General features: G+C 68.0%; 11 protein-coding genes. 6 read left to right on the top strand and 5 right to left on the bottom strand.

Annotated elements, in window-relative coordinates; all coding sequences use genetic code 11:
• Positions 1 to 33: 33 nt before the first annotated feature.
• The 6 genes from typA to ABIA33_RS06490 all read left to right on the top strand — a co-directional run bounded on the left by typA (position 34) and on the right by ABIA33_RS06490 (position 8,160).
• Positions 34 to 1,899 (top strand): translational GTPase TypA, encoded by a 1,866-nt coding sequence (gene typA, locus ABIA33_RS06515; protein ID WP_370078050.1) that lies wholly within the window; start codon positions 34 to 36, stop codon positions 1,897 to 1,899.
• A gap of 414 nt (positions 1,900 to 2,313) precedes the next feature.
• Complete coding sequence (locus ABIA33_RS06510; RefSeq protein ID WP_370078048.1) at positions 2,314 to 3,957, top strand: ABC transporter substrate-binding protein; 1,644 nt, start codon at positions 2,314 to 2,316, stop codon at positions 3,955 to 3,957.
• Positions 3,958 to 4,049: 92 nt separating this feature from the next.
• Complete coding sequence (locus ABIA33_RS06505; RefSeq protein WP_370078046.1) at positions 4,050 to 4,973, top strand: ABC transporter permease; 924 nt, start codon at positions 4,050 to 4,052, stop codon at positions 4,971 to 4,973.
• Positions 4,966 to 5,994 (top strand): ABC transporter permease, encoded by a 1,029-nt coding sequence (locus ABIA33_RS06500; protein ID WP_370078044.1) that lies wholly within the window; start codon positions 4,966 to 4,968, stop codon positions 5,992 to 5,994. The genes ABIA33_RS06505 and ABIA33_RS06500 overlap by 8 nt, the downstream gene beginning before the upstream one ends.
• Before the next feature lie 71 nt (positions 5,995 to 6,065).
• Positions 6,066 to 7,070: an ABC transporter ATP-binding protein gene (locus ABIA33_RS06495; protein ID WP_370078401.1), complete on the top strand. Its 1,005-nt coding sequence runs from the start codon at positions 6,066 to 6,068 to the stop codon at positions 7,068 to 7,070.
• On the top strand, positions 7,063 to 8,160 hold the full coding sequence (locus ABIA33_RS06490) for an ABC transporter ATP-binding protein (RefSeq protein ID WP_370078042.1): 1,098 nt from the start codon (positions 7,063 to 7,065) through the stop codon (positions 8,158 to 8,160). Before ABIA33_RS06495 ends, ABIA33_RS06490 begins: the two co-directional genes overlap by 8 nt.
• A gap of 86 nt (positions 8,161 to 8,246) precedes the next feature.
• Here ABIA33_RS06490 and ABIA33_RS06485 read toward each other — a convergent pair whose 3' ends face one another.
• The 5 genes from ABIA33_RS06485 to ABIA33_RS06465 form a co-directional block, all read right to left on the bottom strand.
• The gene (locus ABIA33_RS06485; protein ID WP_370078399.1) at positions 8,247 to 10,406 is read right to left on the bottom strand and encodes a dipeptide ABC transporter ATP-binding protein; all 2,160 of its coding nucleotides are present in this window, start codon (positions 10,404 to 10,406) and stop codon (positions 8,247 to 8,249) included.
• Positions 10,403 to 11,329 carry an ABC transporter permease gene (locus tag ABIA33_RS06480; protein ID WP_370078040.1) on the bottom strand — a complete coding sequence of 309 codons (927 nt, stop codon included), beginning with the start codon at positions 11,327 to 11,329 and terminating at the stop codon, positions 10,403 to 10,405. The genes ABIA33_RS06485 and ABIA33_RS06480 overlap by 4 nt, the downstream gene beginning before the upstream one ends.
• Positions 11,330 to 11,396: 67 nt before the next feature.
• Entirely contained in the window at positions 11,397 to 12,344 is a 948-nt protein-coding gene (locus ABIA33_RS06475; RefSeq protein WP_370078038.1) for an ABC transporter permease, read from the bottom strand.
• Between the two features lie 171 nt (positions 12,345 to 12,515).
• Positions 12,516 to 14,396: an ABC transporter substrate-binding protein gene (locus tag ABIA33_RS06470; RefSeq protein ID WP_370078036.1), complete on the bottom strand. Its 1,881-nt coding sequence runs from the start codon at positions 14,394 to 14,396 to the stop codon at positions 12,516 to 12,518.
• Positions 14,397 to 14,998: 602 nt separating this feature from the next.
• Complete coding sequence (locus tag ABIA33_RS06465; protein WP_370078034.1) at positions 14,999 to 16,981, bottom strand: hypothetical protein; 1,983 nt, start codon at positions 16,979 to 16,981, stop codon at positions 14,999 to 15,001.
• Between the last annotated feature and the right edge of the window lie 289 nt (positions 16,982 to 17,270).

Raw genomic sequence — 17,270 nt, 5'->3', positions numbered from 1 at the left:
CCACGCCCCACGACCCGGGAGATTCACCCCCGTATGCCCACGCGAAATGACATCCGCAACGTCGCCATCGTCGCTCACGTCGACCACGGCAAGACCACCCTGGTCGACGCCATGCTGAAGCAGGCGGGTGCCTTCGCCGCTCACCAGCACCTCGACGACCGCATGATGGACTCGAACGATCTGGAGCGCGAGAAGGGCATCACCATTCTCGCCAAGAACACGGCCGTCAAGTACCACCCCAAGGGTGGCGGCGACGTGATCACCATCAACATCATCGACACCCCCGGCCACGCCGACTTCGGTGGCGAGGTCGAGCGCGGTCTGTCCATGGTCGATGCGGTCGTGCTGCTGGTCGACGCCTCCGAGGGTCCGCTGCCGCAGACCCGCTTCGTGCTGCGCAAGGCGCTGACCGCGAACCTGCCGGTCATCCTGTGCATCAACAAGACGGACCGCCCGGACTCCCGGATCGACGAGGTCATCAACGAGACCTACGACCTGTTCCTGGATCTGGACGCGACCGAGGAGCAGATCGAGTTCCCCATCGTCTACGCCTGTGCGCGCGACGGCGTGGCCTCGATGACGAAGCCGGAGAACGGCACCGTCCCGCAGGACAGCGACTCGCTGGAGCCGTTCTTCTCCACCATCCTGTCGGCCGTCCCGGCCCCGACCTACACCGAGGGCGCTCCGCTCCAGGCCCACGTCACCAACCTGGACGCCGACAACTTCCTCGGCCGCATCGCGCTCTGCCGGGTCGAGGAGGGCGAGCTGCGCAAGGGCCAGCAGGTCGCGTGGATCCAGCGGGACGGCACCATCAAGCAGGTCAAGATCACCGAGCTGCTGATGACCGAGGCGCTCACCCGCAAGCCGGCCGAGTGGGCGGGCCCCGGTGACATCTGCGCGATCGCCGGCATCCCGGACATCATGATCGGCGAGACCCTGGCCGACCTGGAGAACCCGGTCGCGCTGCCGCTGATCACGGTGGACGAGCCGGCCATCTCGATGACCATCGGCACCAACACCTCGCCGATCGTCGGCAAGGGCGGCAAGGGCCACAAGCTCACCGCCCGCATGGTGAAGGACCGCCTGGACCGGGAGCTGATCGGCAACGTCTCGCTCCGCGTGCTGCCGACCGAGCGTCCGGACGCCTGGGAGGTCCAGGGCCGTGGTGAGCTGGCGCTCGCCATCCTGGTGGAGACCATGCGCCGGGAGATGTTCGAGCTGACCGTCGGCAAGCCGCAGGTCGTCACCAAGGAGATCAACGGCAAGCTGCACGAGCCGGTCGAGCGCATGACGATCGACTCGCCCGAGGAGTACCTGGGCGCGATCACGCAGCTCATGGCGGTCCGCAAGGGCCGTATGGAGACCATGACGAACCACGGCTCCGGCTGGGTCCGGATGGAGTTCATCGTCCCGGCACGTGGCCTGATCGGCTTCCGCACCCAGTTCCTCACGGACACCCGCGGCACCGGCATCGCGCACAGCATCTTCGAGGGCCACGAGCCGTGGTTCGGCGAGCTGCGGATGCGCAACAACGGTTCGCTGGTCGCCGACCGCCCGGGCGTCGTGACGCCGTTCGCGATGATGGGTCTCCAGGAGCGCGGCGTGATCTTCGTCGAGCCGACCACCGAGGTGTACGAGGGCATGATCATCGGCGAGAACTCCCGCGCCGACGACATGGACGTCAACATCACCAAGGAGAAGAAGCTCACCAACATGCGAGCCGCCTCCTCCGACACCACCGAGAACCTGGTGCCGCCGCGCAAGCTGTCGCTGGAGCAGTCGCTCGAGTTCTGCCGCGAGGACGAGTGCATCGAGGTCACCCCGGAGACCGTGCGCATCCGCAAGGTGATCCTGGACGCCCAGACCCGTGGCCGCCAGCGCGGTCGCGCCAAGGGCTGACCCCGGACTCCAGGCCGCTGTGCGGCGCCCCTTCGAGGGTGCCGCACAGCGGCTTTTTCATGCCCCCTGGCAGTGACGGAACGTAGTGTCGCTCCGGCCGTGTGTCAGTGCCGGGTGGTACGGATATCGGTGACAGGATGCTCAGAGGCGGTGAATCCTGTCCGATTGGGTCTCTCTTGCACCAACCTGGTCATGCTCGGGTTGCGAGATATGGGTCACGGGCGTGTGATCAAAACGAAATGTGATTTGGTCATAGGCATCGCCGACAGTGACAGATAGTAGGAATGACGCCGCTCGGGTCACCGGGTCCGCCGCCCCTTGGCGCAGGCCCGCGAGCGACACAGCGCAGGGCGCCCAGGGGTGGGCGCCGGGCGCACGGAACGAACTGCACTGCACGTCTGAGGAGGCACGTCCATGCGTGGAGCCACGCGAGCCAAGTTCGCTGCCGGGGCGATCGTCATCGCCCTCGCAGCCACAGCCTGCAGCAGCAGCGGGAGCAGCAGCTCCGGCAGCTCGGGCTCGAACACCAGCGGTGTGGTCAGCGCATGGTGGGGTGACCCGCAGAACCCGCTCATCCCGACCGACACCAACGAGGTGAACGGCGGCGCGGTGCTCAACATGATCTTCACCGGCCTCAAGGGCTACGACCCGAAGACGGGCCAGCCGTTCAACGCGATGGCCAGCTCCATCACGACCACGGACCAGCAGAACTTCACCATCACGCTGAAGTCCGGCTGGACCTTCAGCGACGGCACCCCGGTGACCGCCAGCTCCTACGTGGACGCCTGGAACTACGGCAGCTACCTGCCGAACAAGCAGAACAACACGGACCCCTTCTTCACCTCCATCCAGGGCTACACCGACGTGCACCCGGCCTCCGGCACGCCGAAGGTGAAGACGATGTCCGGCCTGAAGGTCGTCAACGCGACCACCTTCACCGTCGCGCTCACCCACAAGTTCTCCACCTGGCCGGACACCCTGGGCTACTCGGCGTTCTACCCGCTTCCCCAGGCGTTCTTCTCCAACCCGACCGCGTGGTTGGCCAAGCCGGTCGGCAACGGTCCCTACGTGATCAACTCCTGGACCAAGAGCCAGCAGATGCAGCTGCGCCCCAACCCGACCTACGCGGGCACCAACAAGGCGCAGAACGGCGGGATCAACCTCAAGGTCTACACCGACCCCAACGCCGCCTACGCCGACCTGCAGTCGGGCAACCTGGACGTCGACAACGGCCTGCCCAACAGCGCGCTGAAGACCGTCAGCAGCGACCTGAACGGCCGCTACATCAACCAGCCCGCCGGCATCATCCAGACGATCTCGTTCCCGATGTACCAGGCGGCCTGGAACACCGCGAACGCGAAGCTGGTCCGCCAGGGCATCTCCATGGCGATCGACCGGCCCACGATCACCAAGCAGATCTTCAACAACTCCCGTACCCCGGCCTCCGACTGGACTTCCCCGGTGCTCGGGGCGGCCGGCGGCTACCAGTCCGGCATCTGCGGCGACGCCTGCACCTACAACCCCACCAAGGCCAAGCAGCTGATCACCCAGGGCGGCGGCCTCCCCGGCGGCCAGCTGACCATCAGCTACAACGCCGACGGTCCGCACAAGGAGTGGGTGGACGCGGTCTGCAACAGCATCAACAACGCCATGGGCAACACCACGGCCTGCGTCGGCAAGCCGGTCGGTACCTTCGCGGACTTCCGCAACCAGGTCACCAACAAGACCGAGACCAGCGCCTTCCGCACCGGCTGGCAGATGGACTACCCGCTGATCCAGGACTTCCTGCAGCCGCTGTACTACACCAACGCGGCCTCGAACGACTCGCACTACAGCAACCCGCAGTTCGACGGCCTGGTGGACCAGGCGAACGCCCAGGGCGACACCACCAAGGCGATCGGGGACTTCCAGTCCGCCGAGAAGCTGCTGGCCACCGACTTGCCGGCGATCCCGCTGTGGTACCAGAACGGCACCGCCGGCTGGTCCTCGAAGGTCAGTAACGTGACCCTGGACCCGTTCAGCGTCCCGGTCTACACCAACATCACCGTCAACAAGTAGTCGCCCCGCACGCTGGCTGCTAGACGACGCACGGCGACAGCCGGGAGCCCGTAGGCTCCCGGCTGCCGCCTCGCCGACTCCCTGGAGGTTCCATGGGGCGCTACGTCATCAGACGACTGCTCCAGATGATCCCGGTCTTCATCGGGACCACGTTCATTATCTTCGCCATGGTGCACGCGCTCGGAGACCCCGTGAACGCGCTGTTCGGCGACAAGGCGCCGGACCCGGCGGTCGCGGCGCAGATCCGCGCGTCGCTGCACCTGAACGACCCGCTGTGGCGGCAGTACCTCGAGTACATGAAAGGGATCTTCACCGGGGACCTCGGCAAGACCTTCAGCGGAGAGGAGGTGACCGCGCTGCTGAAGTCCGCCTACCCGACCACGCTGAAGCTCGCCGCCGTCGCCTTCACCATCGAGGTGGTGGCGGGCATCGGCCTCGGGGTTCTCAGCGGTCTGCGCCGTGGGAAGTCCGCGGACACCGGGGTGATGGTGCTGACCCTGGTGGTCATCGCCATCCCGGTCTTCGTCATCGGCTACGTGCTGCAGTACCTGTTCGGCGTGAAGTGGGGGATCGTGAACGCCACGGTGGGCTACGGCGCGCCGATCAGCGACCTGATCCTGCCCGGGTTCGTGCTGGCGTCGGTGTCGCTGGCCTACGTCGCTCGGCTGACCCGCACCACCGTCGCGGAGAACAGCAAGGCCGACTATGTGCGCACAGCGACCGCGAAGGGCCTGCCCCGGCGCCGGGTGATCACCCACCACCTGCTGCGCAACTCGCTGATCCCGGTGATCACCTTCCTCGGCACCGACCTCGGCGCCCTGATGGGCGGGGCGCTGGTCACCGAGCGCATCTTCAACATCCAGGGTGTCGGCTACTGGCTCTACCAGGGCATCGTGCGGCAGAACTCCCCGACCGTGGTGGGCTTCGTGACCGTTCTGGTCGTCGTCTACCTGCTCGCCAACCTGTTCGTCGACCTGCTCTACGCGGTCCTGGACCCGAGGATCCGGTATGCCTGACCACCAGCCGAACAAGCCCGTCGGCGTCCCCGACGACAGCAACACGGAGCTCTCCAGCGCCTTCGCGGAGACTCCGACCCTCGGGGCCATGGGAGCGCAGTCGCTGCTCGACGAGGAAGACCTCAGCCACGCGGCGCACGAGTCGGCCGAGTCCGTCGCCGTGACGGACCGTGAGGTCCCGCGCAGCCTGTGGCAGGACGCCTGGCGCGAGCTGCGTCGCAACCCGGTCTTCCTGATCTCCGGGGTGCTGATCGTCTTCCTGGTGCTGGTGGCCATCTTCCCGAGCCTGTTCACCTCGGTCGACCCGCTGAGCTGCGACCTGTCCAAGTCCCAGCTGGGCCCGACGTCGGGCCACCCGTTCGGCTACGACACCCAGGGTTGCGACGTCTACGCCCGGACGATCTACGGCGCCCGCGCCTCGATCACCGTAGGCGTCTTCGCCACGGCCGGCGCCGCGCTGCTGGGAACCCTGATGGGCGGTCTGGCCGGGTTCTTCGGCGGCTGGTTCGACGCGGTCATCTCCCGGATCGCGGACATCTTCTTCGGTATCCCGATCCTGCTCGGTGGCCTGGTCTTCCTGTCCGTGATCCCGAGCCAGTCGATCTGGGTGGTGGTCGGTTTCATCGTGGTGCTCGGCTGGCCGCAGATCGCGCGTATCGCCCGAGGCGCGGTGATCACCGCTAAGCAGCAGGACTACGTCACCGCGGCGCGCGCGCTGGGCGCCGGCAACAGCCGGCTCATGCTGCGGCACATCCTGCCCAACGCCCTGGCGCCGATCATCGTCGTCGCGACCATTGCACTGGGCACCTACATCTCGCTGGAAGCGACCCTCTCCTACCTGGGCGTCGGTCTGAAGCCGCCGACCGTGTCCTGGGGCATCGACATCTCCGGCGCCGCGGACACCTTCCGCAACGCGCCGCACATGCTGCTGTTCCCGGCCGGTGCGCTGTGCATCACCATTCTGGCGTTCATCATGCTCGGCGACGCGGTCCGCGACGCTCTCGACCCCAAGCTGCGCTGAGAGAGGCGGAAAGCGTGAGTACTGCAACCTCTGCAACGGACAGGTCGCCCCGCTCGGCGACCGCCGACTCCGTGGACGCGCCGCTGCTGCAGGTCCGCGACCTGCATGTGGAGTTCCGTACCCGGGACGGCGTGGCCAAGGCCGTCAACGGAGTCAACTACAGCGTCCGGGCCGGCGAGACCCTCGCCATCCTGGGCGAGTCGGGATCCGGCAAGTCGGTCTCCTCGCAGGCCGTCATGGGCATCCTGGACAGCCCGCCCGGGTTCGTCACCGGCGGCGAGATCATCTTCAAGGGCCGCGACCTGCTCAAGCTCGGCAACGAGGAGCGGCGGAAGGTCCGTGGCGCGCAGATGGCCATGGTCTTCCAGGACGCCCTGTCCTCGCTGAACCCGGTGCACACCGTGGGCACCCAGCTCGCCGAGATGTACCGGGTGCACAAGGGCACCTCCAAGAAGGACGCCAAGGTCAAGGCCATCGAGCTGATGGAGACGGTCGGCATCCCGGGCGCCCGGGAGCGGGTCAACCAGTACCCGCACCAGTTCTCCGGCGGCATGCGCCAGCGCGTCATGATCGCGATGGCGCTCGCCCTGGAGCCCGACCTGATCATCGCCGACGAGCCCACCACGGCTCTGGACGTCACCGTCCAGGCCCAGGTGATGGAGCTGCTGGCGGACCTCCAGCGCGAGTACAACATGGGCCTCATCCTGATCACCCACGACCTCGGCGTGGTCGCCGACGTCGCCGACAAGATCGCGGTGATGTACGCAGGACGGATCATCGAGACCGCGCCGGTGCACGACATCTACGCGCGGCCGGCCCATCCGTACACCCGCGGCCTGCTGGACTCCATCCCGCGGCTGGACCAGAAGGGGCAGGAGCTCTACGCGATCAAGGGCCTGCCGCCCAACCTGCTGCGGATCCCGCCAGGCTGCGCCTTCAACCCGCGCTGCCCGAGGGCCCAGGAGATCTGCCGGGTCGAGGTCCCGCCGCTGCACGCGGTGACCGAGGAGGACGGGCGCGAGCTGCCCGGCCGCGGCAGCGCGTGCCACTTCTGGAAGGAGACCCTCCATGGCTGAGGACACCGCATTCACGCCCGAGGAGGCCCGGATCGAAGCGGCGCTGAGCCGGCCGGTCGAGCGGGGCGAGCCCATCCTGCAGGTCCGCGACCTGAAGAAGCACTTTCCGCTGACCCGGGGCATCGTGGTCAAGAAGGTGGTGGGCGCGGTCAAGGCCGTCGACGGGGTCTCCTTCGACCTCTACCAGGGCGAGACCCTGGGCATCGTCGGCGAGTCCGGCTGCGGCAAGTCGACGCTCGCCAAGGTGCTGATGAACCTGGAGCGGGCCACGGCCGGGCAGGTGCTGTACAAGGGCGAGGACATCTCCGGGGCCTCGGGCCGGGCGCTCAGGGACATCCGCCGCAACATCCAGATGGTCTTCCAGGACCCGTACACCTCGCTGAACCCCCGGATGACGGTGGGCGACATCATCGGCGAACCGTACGAGATCCACTCGGAGGTGGCGCCCAAGGGCGACCGCCGCAAGGCGGTGCAGGACCTGCTGGACGTGGTGGGGCTCAACCCGGAGTACATCAACAGGTACCCGCACCAGTTCTCCGGCGGGCAGCGGCAGCGCATCGGCATCGCCCGCGGCCTCGCGCTCAAGCCCGAGATCATCATCTGCGACGAGCCGGTGTCGGCCCTGGACGTCTCGGTCCAGGCGCAGGTGATCAACCTGCTGGAGAAGCTGCAGGACGAGTTCAACCTCTCCTACATGTTCATCGCGCACGACCTCTCCATCGTCCGGCACATCTCCGACCGGGTGGGCGTGATGTACCTCGGCAAGATGGTCGAGATCGGCTCGGACGAAGAGATCTACGAGCACCCCACGCACCCCTACACCCAGGCGCTGCTCTCCGCGGTGCCGGTCCCGGACCCGTCCGGGCGCGAGGGTCGCGAGCGGATCCTGCTCTCCGGCGACATCCCCTCCCCGGCCAACCCGCCGTCCGGCTGCCGCTTCCGCACCCGCTGCTGGAAGGCGCAGCAGAAGTGCGCGGTGGAAGAGCCGCTGCTGGCGGTTCCCGAGGTGTTCCGGGGCAGTGACACCCCGGCGGCGCACGACTCGGCCTGCCACTTCGCCGAGGACGTGGACATCGTCGGCGCGAGCTGACGCCTCCGCACCACCCGCTCATGCCGCCGGGCCGGTGTCCCCCCTCACGAGGAGGGAGACCGGCCCGGCGGTGTTCTGTCGCCCGGTCAGACGGCGGCGGGCTCGTCGCCGGCCGCGCCCTCGGGCGCCGTCTCGGGCGCCGTCTCGGTGCTCGAGGTCACCACGGTGACCGGAGCGTCCGAGAGCGGGGTCTGCAGCGGGAAGTGGCAGGCGGCGGCGTGGCCGGTGCCGAAGAGGCGGAGCGCGGGCTCCTCCTCCGCGCACCTCTCCTGCGCCAGCGGGCAGCGTGTGCGGAAGCGGCAGCCCGACGGCGGAGCCACCGGGCTGGGCAGCTCGCCCTTGATGCCGCCACCGCGCTTGGACCGCTCCGCCTCCGGCTCGGGGACCGGGATGGCCTCCAGCAGACCCGCGGTGTAGGGGTGCGCCGCGCGCTGGTAGATGTCGTCGCCGCTGCCGACCTCGACCATCTTGCCGAGGTACATCACGCCGATCCGGTCGGCGAGGTACTTGACCACGGCGAGATCGTGCGAGATCACCACGTAGGACAGCTCGTGGGACGCCTGCAGACGCTTCATCAGGTTCAGCACCTGGGCGCGGATGGACACGTCCAGGGCGGAGACCGGCTCGTCGGCGACGATCACCTTGGGGTTCAGGGTGAGCGCGCGGGCGAGCCCGATGCGCTGGCGCTGACCGCCGGAGAACTCGTGCGGGAAGCGCTCCAGCGCCGACTTGGGCAGGCCGACCTCGGCGAGGAGCTCCGCGGCCCGGTCCAGCTGCTCCCGGGCCGAGCCGATGCCCTGGACCTGCAGCGGCTCGCGCAGGATCGCGCCCACACGCATCCGGGGGTCCAGCGAGGCGTACGGGTCCTGGAACATCATCTGCAGGTCGCGGCGGTGCCGGCGCAGTTCGCGCCCGCGCAGCGAACCGACCTGCTGCCCCTCCAGGGTGACCCGGCCGACGTCCGGCTTGTCCAAGCCGACGATCATGCGGCCCAGGGTGGTCTTTCCGCAGCCGGACTCGCCGACCAGGCCGAAGGTCTCGCCGTAGCCGAGGGAGAGCGACACCCCCGAGACGGCGTGCACGACGTGCCGGCCGCGGCCGAACAGCCCGCCGCCGATCGGGAACTCCTTGACCAGGTCCGTCACTTCGAGCAGCGGCCGGGGAGCGGCCTTCTCCGGCGCGTTCTCGTCCCGGGGCTTGGCGACGGTGGACGCGGTCAGGTCCAGCGGACCGTTGACCGGGTGCCAGCAGGCGAACTTGTGCCCCTCGGGACCGGTCAGCACCGGGTCCTCGTCACGGCACTGGCTCGTGGCGTACGCGCAGCGGGCGGCGAAACGGCAGCCGGCCGGCGGGTCGGAGAGGTCCGGCGGCAGGCCGGGGACGGTGTACAACCGCTGGGTGTTGTCCTGCGCCAGACGCGGGATGGAGGCGAGCAGCCCCTGGGTGTAGGGGTGGCGCATGGCGGAGAACAGGGTGTCGGTCCGGGTGGTCTCCGCGATGCGGCCCGCGTACATGACGTTGATGCGGTCCGCGTGGCCGGCCACCACACCCATGTCGTGGGTGATCAGGATCATCGCCATGCCGAGGCGGTCCTTGAGGTCCGCGAGCAGGGTGAGGATCTGTGCCTGGATGGTCACGTCCAGGGCGGTGGTGGGCTCGTCCGCGATCAGCACCTTGGGCTCGTTGGCCAGGGCCATGGCGATCATCACGCGCTGGCGCAGGCCGCCGGAGAGCTGGTGCGGGTAGTCCTTCAGCCGCTCCTTGGGGTGCGGCAGGCCGACCAGGCCCAGTACCTCGGCGGCACGGTCCATCGCCTCGGCCTTGGTGCAGCCGCGGTGCAGCAGCACCGGTTCGGCGACTTGGTACCCGATGGTCTTGGTCGGGTCCAGCGAGCTCATCGGGTCCTGGAAGACCATGGCGATCTCGTTGCCGCGGATCTTGCGCAGCTCGCCCTCGGGCAGGCCGACCAGCTCGCGCCCGGCGAGCTTGACGGAGGAGTTGCCGACCAGCGCGCCACCGGGCGGGAGCAGGCCCATCAGGGACAGGCCGGTCATCGACTTTCCGCAGCCGGACTCGCCGACCAGGCCCAGCGTCTCGCCGGCCTCCAACTGGAAGGACACGTCGTCGACGGCCTGGACGACGCCGTTGCTGATCTGGATGTGGGTGGAGAGGTTGTTGACCTCGAGCAAGGGGGACATGTGGTTCCTCGATTCCGTCGCTGTCGTCTCGGTTGCGGGCGCCGTCAGCGCTTGCGCAGTCGGACGTCGACGGCGTCACGAAGGCCGTCACCGATGAGGTTGAACGCCATCACGACGAGCACCAGGGCGGCGCCGACCGGGAAGACTAGCCACCAGTAGCCGTTGGAGAGGGCGTCCTGGGCGTCGGAGATCTGCGAGCCCCAGTCGGTGTTGGGGTAGTGCACACCGAAGTTGAGGTAGCTGAGCGCGGCGAGGGCGAGGATGGCGTCGGCGATCTGGAAGGTGATGTTGACGATCACCGTGCCCATCGCGTTGGGGATGAGGTGGCGGAAGATCAGATGCGTCTTGGAGCCGCCCATCACCCGCGCGGCGGAGACGAAGTCGCGCACCCGCAGGGTGAGCACCTCGCCGCGGATCAGGCGGGCGGGGACCAGCCAGGAGAACACCCCGAGGATCAGGCTGAGGTTCCAGGTGTTGGATCCGTAGCGGTGCGCGATGATCAGCACGACCAGCAGGAACGGGATGGCCAGCAGGATGTCGACGACGCGCATCATCACCGCGTCGACCATGCCGCCGAGCAGACCCGCCACCGCGCCCCAGAGGGTGCCGATGACGGTCGCGATGAGGGCGGCGATGAAGCCGATCTCCAGCGAGGTCTGGCCGCCGAGCATGATCCGGCCGAGCACGTCGAAGCCGTTGCTGTCGGTGCCCAGCGGGTAGCCGCCGCCGGGAGCCTGGTAGGTGCTCAGCAGGTTGGTGTTCAGCTGGTCGGAGTGGTACACCAGCGGGCCGACGAACGAGAAGAGGACAAAGAAGAGCAGGATCCCCACCCCGGTCACCGCGAGCTTGTTCTTGGTGAACTCGCGCAGGGTGAGCTTCCATCCGCTCGAGGCGGCGGCGGTGATGTCGCCGGCGTCCGAGGAGGTGGGACCCGGGGTCGCCGGGAGTGGAGACTCGATGGCTGCGGTCACTTCGACTCCTCGGTCGGGCCCGACAGGGGGAGGGGCATCATCTGATGGGTCGTCATCTGCTTCATCGTCATACCAGCTTGATGCGCGGGTCGGAGAGGGTGAGGCAAATGTCCGCCACCAGGTTGCCGACGACGGTGAGGATGGCCGTGATCAGGGTGTAGGCCAGCAGCACGTTGTAGTCGTCACCGGACAGCGAGTTCACGAACAGCAGGCCGAGGCCGTTGATGTTGAACGCGTACTCGATCAGGATGTTGCCGCCGATCAGCACCGGGAGCGAGAGCCCGATCAGCGTGATCATCGGCAGCGAGGCGTTGCGGACGAGGTGCCGGGAGTACACCAGGCGGTCCGAAAGGCCCTTGGCGCGGGCGACCTTGATGTAGTCCTGGGCCAGCACGTCCAGGGAGGCCGAGCGCTGGTAGCGCGAGTACGAGGCCACGGCGGTGGTCGCGAGGGCGACGATCGGCAGGATCAGCTGCCACCACTGGCCCAGCGCGCCGCTGAGGGACTGGTCCTGGGGCACGTTGGCGTCGACCCAGCCGAGGCTGAGCGCGAAGACCTGGATCAGCAGCAGTGCGACCAGGAAGGTCGGCATCGAGTAGAAGATCATGGCCAGCGCGGTGGCGGAGACGTCGCCGAGGCTGTTGCGCTTCACGGCCTGATAAATGCCGAGCGGGAGGGCCACTGCTACTGCCACAATGAGAGACGCACCGGAGAGGAAGCCGCTGAGCGGGGCCTTCTCCAGGAACAGGTTCGTCACGGGCTGGTTGAGCTTGAACGACCAGCCCAGATTGCCGTGCAGCAGGTTGCTGAGGTACGTGCCGAACTGCGCGTACACCGACCGGTCGAAGCCGTGCTCGTGATTCCAGGACTTGATCGCCGCGGGTGTGGCTTTGGCGCCCAGGATGGTCAGGGCAGGTGACGGCGCGATGATGTGCAGCATCAGGAACGTCACCAGGACGATGCCGAGGACAACGATGAGTGCTGTGCCCAGGCGTCGGATGAGATAGCCGGCCATGTCCGGAATCTCCTCCTCTGTAGTGTTTCGTTGGGGAGGAAGGGCAGCACCGGCACATCCGTGCCCGGGTGCTGCGCAGCCCACTCGGCTCCAGGGGAACCGAGTGGGCCAGGAACGGAACCGGAGGCCGGGGGCGGCGGACCGTGTGGCCGCCGCCCCCGGCCTCCCTGACTACTTGGTGAAGTACCAGTCCTCGGGGTTCAGCATGAACTGCGTGCTCGCCGCGAAGGAGTCAGTGGAGCCGGAGAGCTTGGGGCTCCAGGCGTAGACGCGGTCCTCGTTCGGCTGGAAGATGCCCGGCAGGGCGGCGTCGACTGCGGTGATCTCCTTGCCCAGCGCGCTGGAGTCGGTGGAGAGCATCGAGTTGTTGATAAGGGTGTCGATGTTCTTGTCCGAGAAGCCACCCTGGTTGTACGAGCCACCGGTGTTGAACAGGTTGATGGTCGAGGGGTAGATGTTCTCGGTGAAGCCACCGAAGGCCGCCATGCCCCAGGTGTTGTCGAGCTTCGGGGAGCTCACCACGCTCTGGTTCTGGATGATGTTGTTGAAGGTGTCCGTCTTCAGCGTGACGTTGACACCGATCTGCTTCAGGTTCCCGGCGAACGCGGTGACCATCTGGCCCTCGGACTTCGGGGTGCTGGTGTAGTAGAAGGTGAAGTCCAGGTTCTGGCCCTTGGTGATGCCCGCGCCGCACTGGTTGTCAGCGGTGCCGGGGCTGGTGCAGGTGGTGGTGCCGTTCGGCACGACCGTCCAGCCGTGGTCGGTCAGCAGCTTCTTGGCGGCGTCCGCCGAGTAGGGGAACGGGTTGGTCAGCGCGCTGGCCGGGGTATACGGCGACTTGGGCGCCACGCCCAGCGGACCGTACGCGGGCGCTGCCAGGCCCTTGTAGATGCCCTTGATCTCCGCGTCCTCGTCCTGCAGGTGCGCGAAGGCCTGACGGACGTACAGCTGGTTGATCGCCTTGTCCCAGCCGTTGGTGGTGTTCTTGAAGTTGAAGTACATGTAGCCGAAGCCGAAGTCCGGCAGGCCGTAGACGTTGTAGTTGTTGGCCTTCAGCTTGTCGAGCTGCGGCCAGTTGTCCGACTTCACGTAGCCGAAGTCGAGCTTGCCGGTCTGCAGGTCGTTGAACTCGGCGGTGGGCGAGGTGTACGCCAGGAAGTCGAGCTCGGAGATGTTCGGCTTGCCCTCGCCGGTGTACGCGGTGTTGGCGACGAAGTTGGTCGCGTTGGTCGACGAGTTGTACGTGCTGATCTTGTACGGGCCGTCCACCACCTGCCACAGCGGGTTGGTGGCGTAGGTCGCCAGGTTCTTCGACTGGGCGGCCAGGAAGTCGTAGATCGCCTTCGCATTGGCCGGCTTGGTGAAGTCCAGCGTCGCGCCGGTGGCGGAGGACTTCGCCCAGGCCTTCGCAGGAAGCGGAATGAGCTGTGCGAATTCGGTGCCGAGAACCCAGTCCGGGTTGTAGACCTTGTCGAAGGTGAAGGTCACCGTCTGGTCGTCCACGGCGGTCGCGGCCGTGACGTTGTCCGGGAACTGCCCCGGGGTGTAGTTGCCCGCGTTGGCGGCGCTCTCCTTCACACCGGCCCTGTACAGGTAGAAGTCCAGCAGCACGTCGTTGGCGGAGACCTTGGAGCCGTCCGACCAGGTGTACTTGCCGTTGAGCTTGATGGTGAAGGTCTTGCCGTCGGCCGACACGGTGGGCTTGCCGTCGGTCATCGAGCGGGAGTAGTCCCAGTCCGGGGTGGCGCCCTTGGGGGACCAGTAGAGCGTCCGCCAACTCAGGTACTGGAACTGGTTGATGTCGTAGACAGAGGACTGCGCGCCCGGGGTGATCGGGAAGATCCAGGTGGGGCCGGCGCCAGTGTCCTCGGCGATGTGCAGAACCCCGCCGGGCTTGACCGTGGACGAGGGAGCGGGGATGGAGCCGTACGCGTAGTCGGCGGCCACCTTGGTGGCGGGCTTGGTGCCACTGCTTCCACAGGCACTGAGCGCCATGGCGCCGGCCGCGACGAGGGCTGCGCCCTGGACGGCCCGAAGGCTCCTTCTGGTCATCTGTTCCCCACTCCCGAAAGTGACAGGTTGTCCGGCGTTGTTCCCCTGCGCATCACCCCCCGGGGGTTGTGGCGCCGGTGACTTCTCCGGTCTGTCGGCTGATCTGACGAATTATTTGCTGGTACGGCTTGAGAGCATCTTGATGCGACGAGCAGGTTGTGTCGACAGGATGCGGATCAAAGATTGGTAACGCTCTAAAGGCAGGTAATGACTCAACCTAGCGGATGTCCGTTACGGCTGCCACCACTTGGGTTGGTGACATGCAGTTTTGCTGAGCGAAACAGTTTGCGTCAGAGACGTCCGGAATCCGGACAGTGAAAGCCTCTTGATGGGTCATCACACCTAATCAGGACGCTAGTACTGCGTACACTATTATTTCGGACATAGGAGACACATAGGTGCGTTGGTTGAACGTCGGATTTCTTCGGCTCCGACAATTGGCGGACTCGGTCGCCAGAACTCTTCCACCGCGGGCGGGTCGCGTAACCCAGCCGTCACAAACGATTAGCGCACGGCATACCACGCATTGAGGCCGGTACCTGTAAGAGGTACCGGCCTCAAGAATGGCCCATCGGCGGATCGACAAAGCGCGGGATAGTGCGCTAAAGGGTGATGCTGTGGGAGCCGCCCGGTTTGCTGAGAAGTTGGGTGAGGGCGGTGGCGACGTCCTGGGGGGTGACCGGGCCGGGCACCCCGTTGTGGTTGATCTTCAGTCCGTCGAACTGGCCCGCGTAGGCGTCCTGGAGCTTGGTCAGGTCGAAGGACGGCACCAGCTTGCCGCCGGCGTCCGCCTGCAGGGTCAGCGACTTGCTGAAGGTCTTCGGTCCGAACAGCACCGTGACACCGTGCACGACCACCTTGAACTTGGCGCCCATGGCCCACTTGCCGAGGGAGTCGGCGGCGGCCTGCACGGCGGCGGCGGTGACCTTCGGTTGCAGGGTGGTCGCCGGCAGGCTCACCGGCTTGCCCGGCAGGCCCGCGGCACGGTCCTGGTAGGCCTGCTGGACCAGCGCCATCGAGGCGTTCACGTCCAGGGTCTGGCCGGTCTGCGGCAGGACCGGCACGATCGTGCCGTCCGCGTCGAAGTGGACGCTGCCCTCGCGCGCTCCGCCGGAGGCGCTGCCCGCGAGCTGCTGGAGTGCGGAGCGCAGCTTGTCCTGGTCGATCCTGACCACGGGGGCCACCGCGTGGTTGCCGCCGAAGAGGGAGTCGACCACCGCGACCGGGTTGTAGCTGTGGTGGGCGACACCCTGCACGGTGGCCGTGGTGTCGATGGTCAACCCGGCCACGGAGGGGTTGAGCTGGACGTTCTTGCCGCCCACGACGAGCTGCAGCGGCTGGGTGGCGAGCACGCCGACGGAGCCGTCCAGAGTGTGCACGGCCGCGTCGCGGGTGTCGCCGCCGATGTTCTGTCCGAGGACGGTCGTGCCCTTGGGTACATCGGCCTGATTGAGCATCAGGCCGGCGCCGTAGACCACGCCCGAGGCCAGGACCAGCACGCCTATGCCGGTCACCAGGAGTTTGCGGCTGCGGCCGCCGCGTGCGGGCTTGCGGGCCGCGGCGGCCGGCGTCGTCGCCGGTGCGGCCGCCGCCGCGTCGCCGGGCTTGCGCGGCGGGGCGCCGGCGCCGCCGGTGCCGCCCGCGAAGCCGTCGGGGACAAGGGCAGGGGCAGCTGCGGGGGCGGAGGTCGGTGCCGAGGTGGGTGCCGGATCGCGGAACATCGGCATCGCCGCGGTGGACTCCAGCGCGTCGGCGGCGCCGACGCTGAGGCCGCCGTTCATGCCGGGCGGGCGCCCAATGCCGCTGCCGAAGCCCGCGTCCATGCCCGTACCGGGAGCCGGGGTGGGACGGGGCGCGAGGGGCTGCCGGCGACCTGACGGTGCGGCGGGTGCGGGGGGCGGTGCGGGCGCCATGGGCGGAGCCTGCGTGGCGGCCTGGGGCGCGATCGGCGGCTGCGGCGTGCCGTAGGGCTGCTGCTGGTAGACGGGTTGGAACGGCGCCTGCGCGGTGGCGGGGTCGTACGGGGGGCGCTCGAAGGCCGGGGGCTCGAAGCGGAAGGGCTCCGGTGCGGGTTCGGCGGCCGGCTCGGGTGCCGACGGCGACGCCGTCGAGCCCTTCTTGCGCGGCGCGAACCAGGTGCTGGGGGCCTCGGCCTCGCCGGCCGGGCCGGAAGCCGCGCCGGGCGCCGCCGGGGTGGCGGCGGCACTCTGGGTGCGCCACTCCATCGGCAGCTCGGGCATGGTCGCCGACCCGTTGCTGGAGTCCATCACGCCCAGCACGGGCGAGCTGCCGGTGTCGGAGCGGTGCCTGGGGTTCCCCGGAACGGCGGGATCGTCCGCGCGCTCCGGCCCGTTGCCGCTGCCCGCCGTCGGCATGGGGCTGCGGACGACGACGGGCGGGATGGGCCGGGAACCCGGGATGTTGATGCGGATCCGGGTCGTGAGCGTCTGCTCGGTGCGCGGCTCCTCCGCCGGAGGCTCCTGCGACGTGCCGTTCTGCCCGGCTCGGGAGAAGGCTGGGTCGCTGGGAGCGCCGTACGGCGGAGTGCCTGATGGGTACGCGTCCCCACCGGGGCGGGGCGGCATCGGCGACGTATTGTCAGATTCTCGGCTCACTGCGTCTGCTCCGGTTCGCTCCATCGTCTGTGGGACGAGGGTGCGGTTGTGGATCGTCGGTCCCGCGCAGTGTGCGCGGTGGGCGGGCAGCTCCTCGGAAGGACAGCAGCCTCCGCCGCCTTTGGGGTCCGGCATCTGGGCCGTGTTGCGGGCCGTCTGGTGCGGGCCGTATCTCGGGGGACTGGCTCGCCCCGTCGATACCGCCCCCGTTTGTCGAGGCACCACCTTACTGGTGCCGCAGGTGCTCTGGCATGCCTAC

The organism is Streptacidiphilus sp. MAP12-16, assembly GCF_041262165.1.
Classification (GTDB): Bacteria; Actinomycetota; Actinomycetes; order Streptomycetales; family Streptomycetaceae; genus Streptacidiphilus.
Note: the sequence above shows the minus strand (reverse complement) of the source record. Positions and strands in the feature narration are given on the sequence as shown.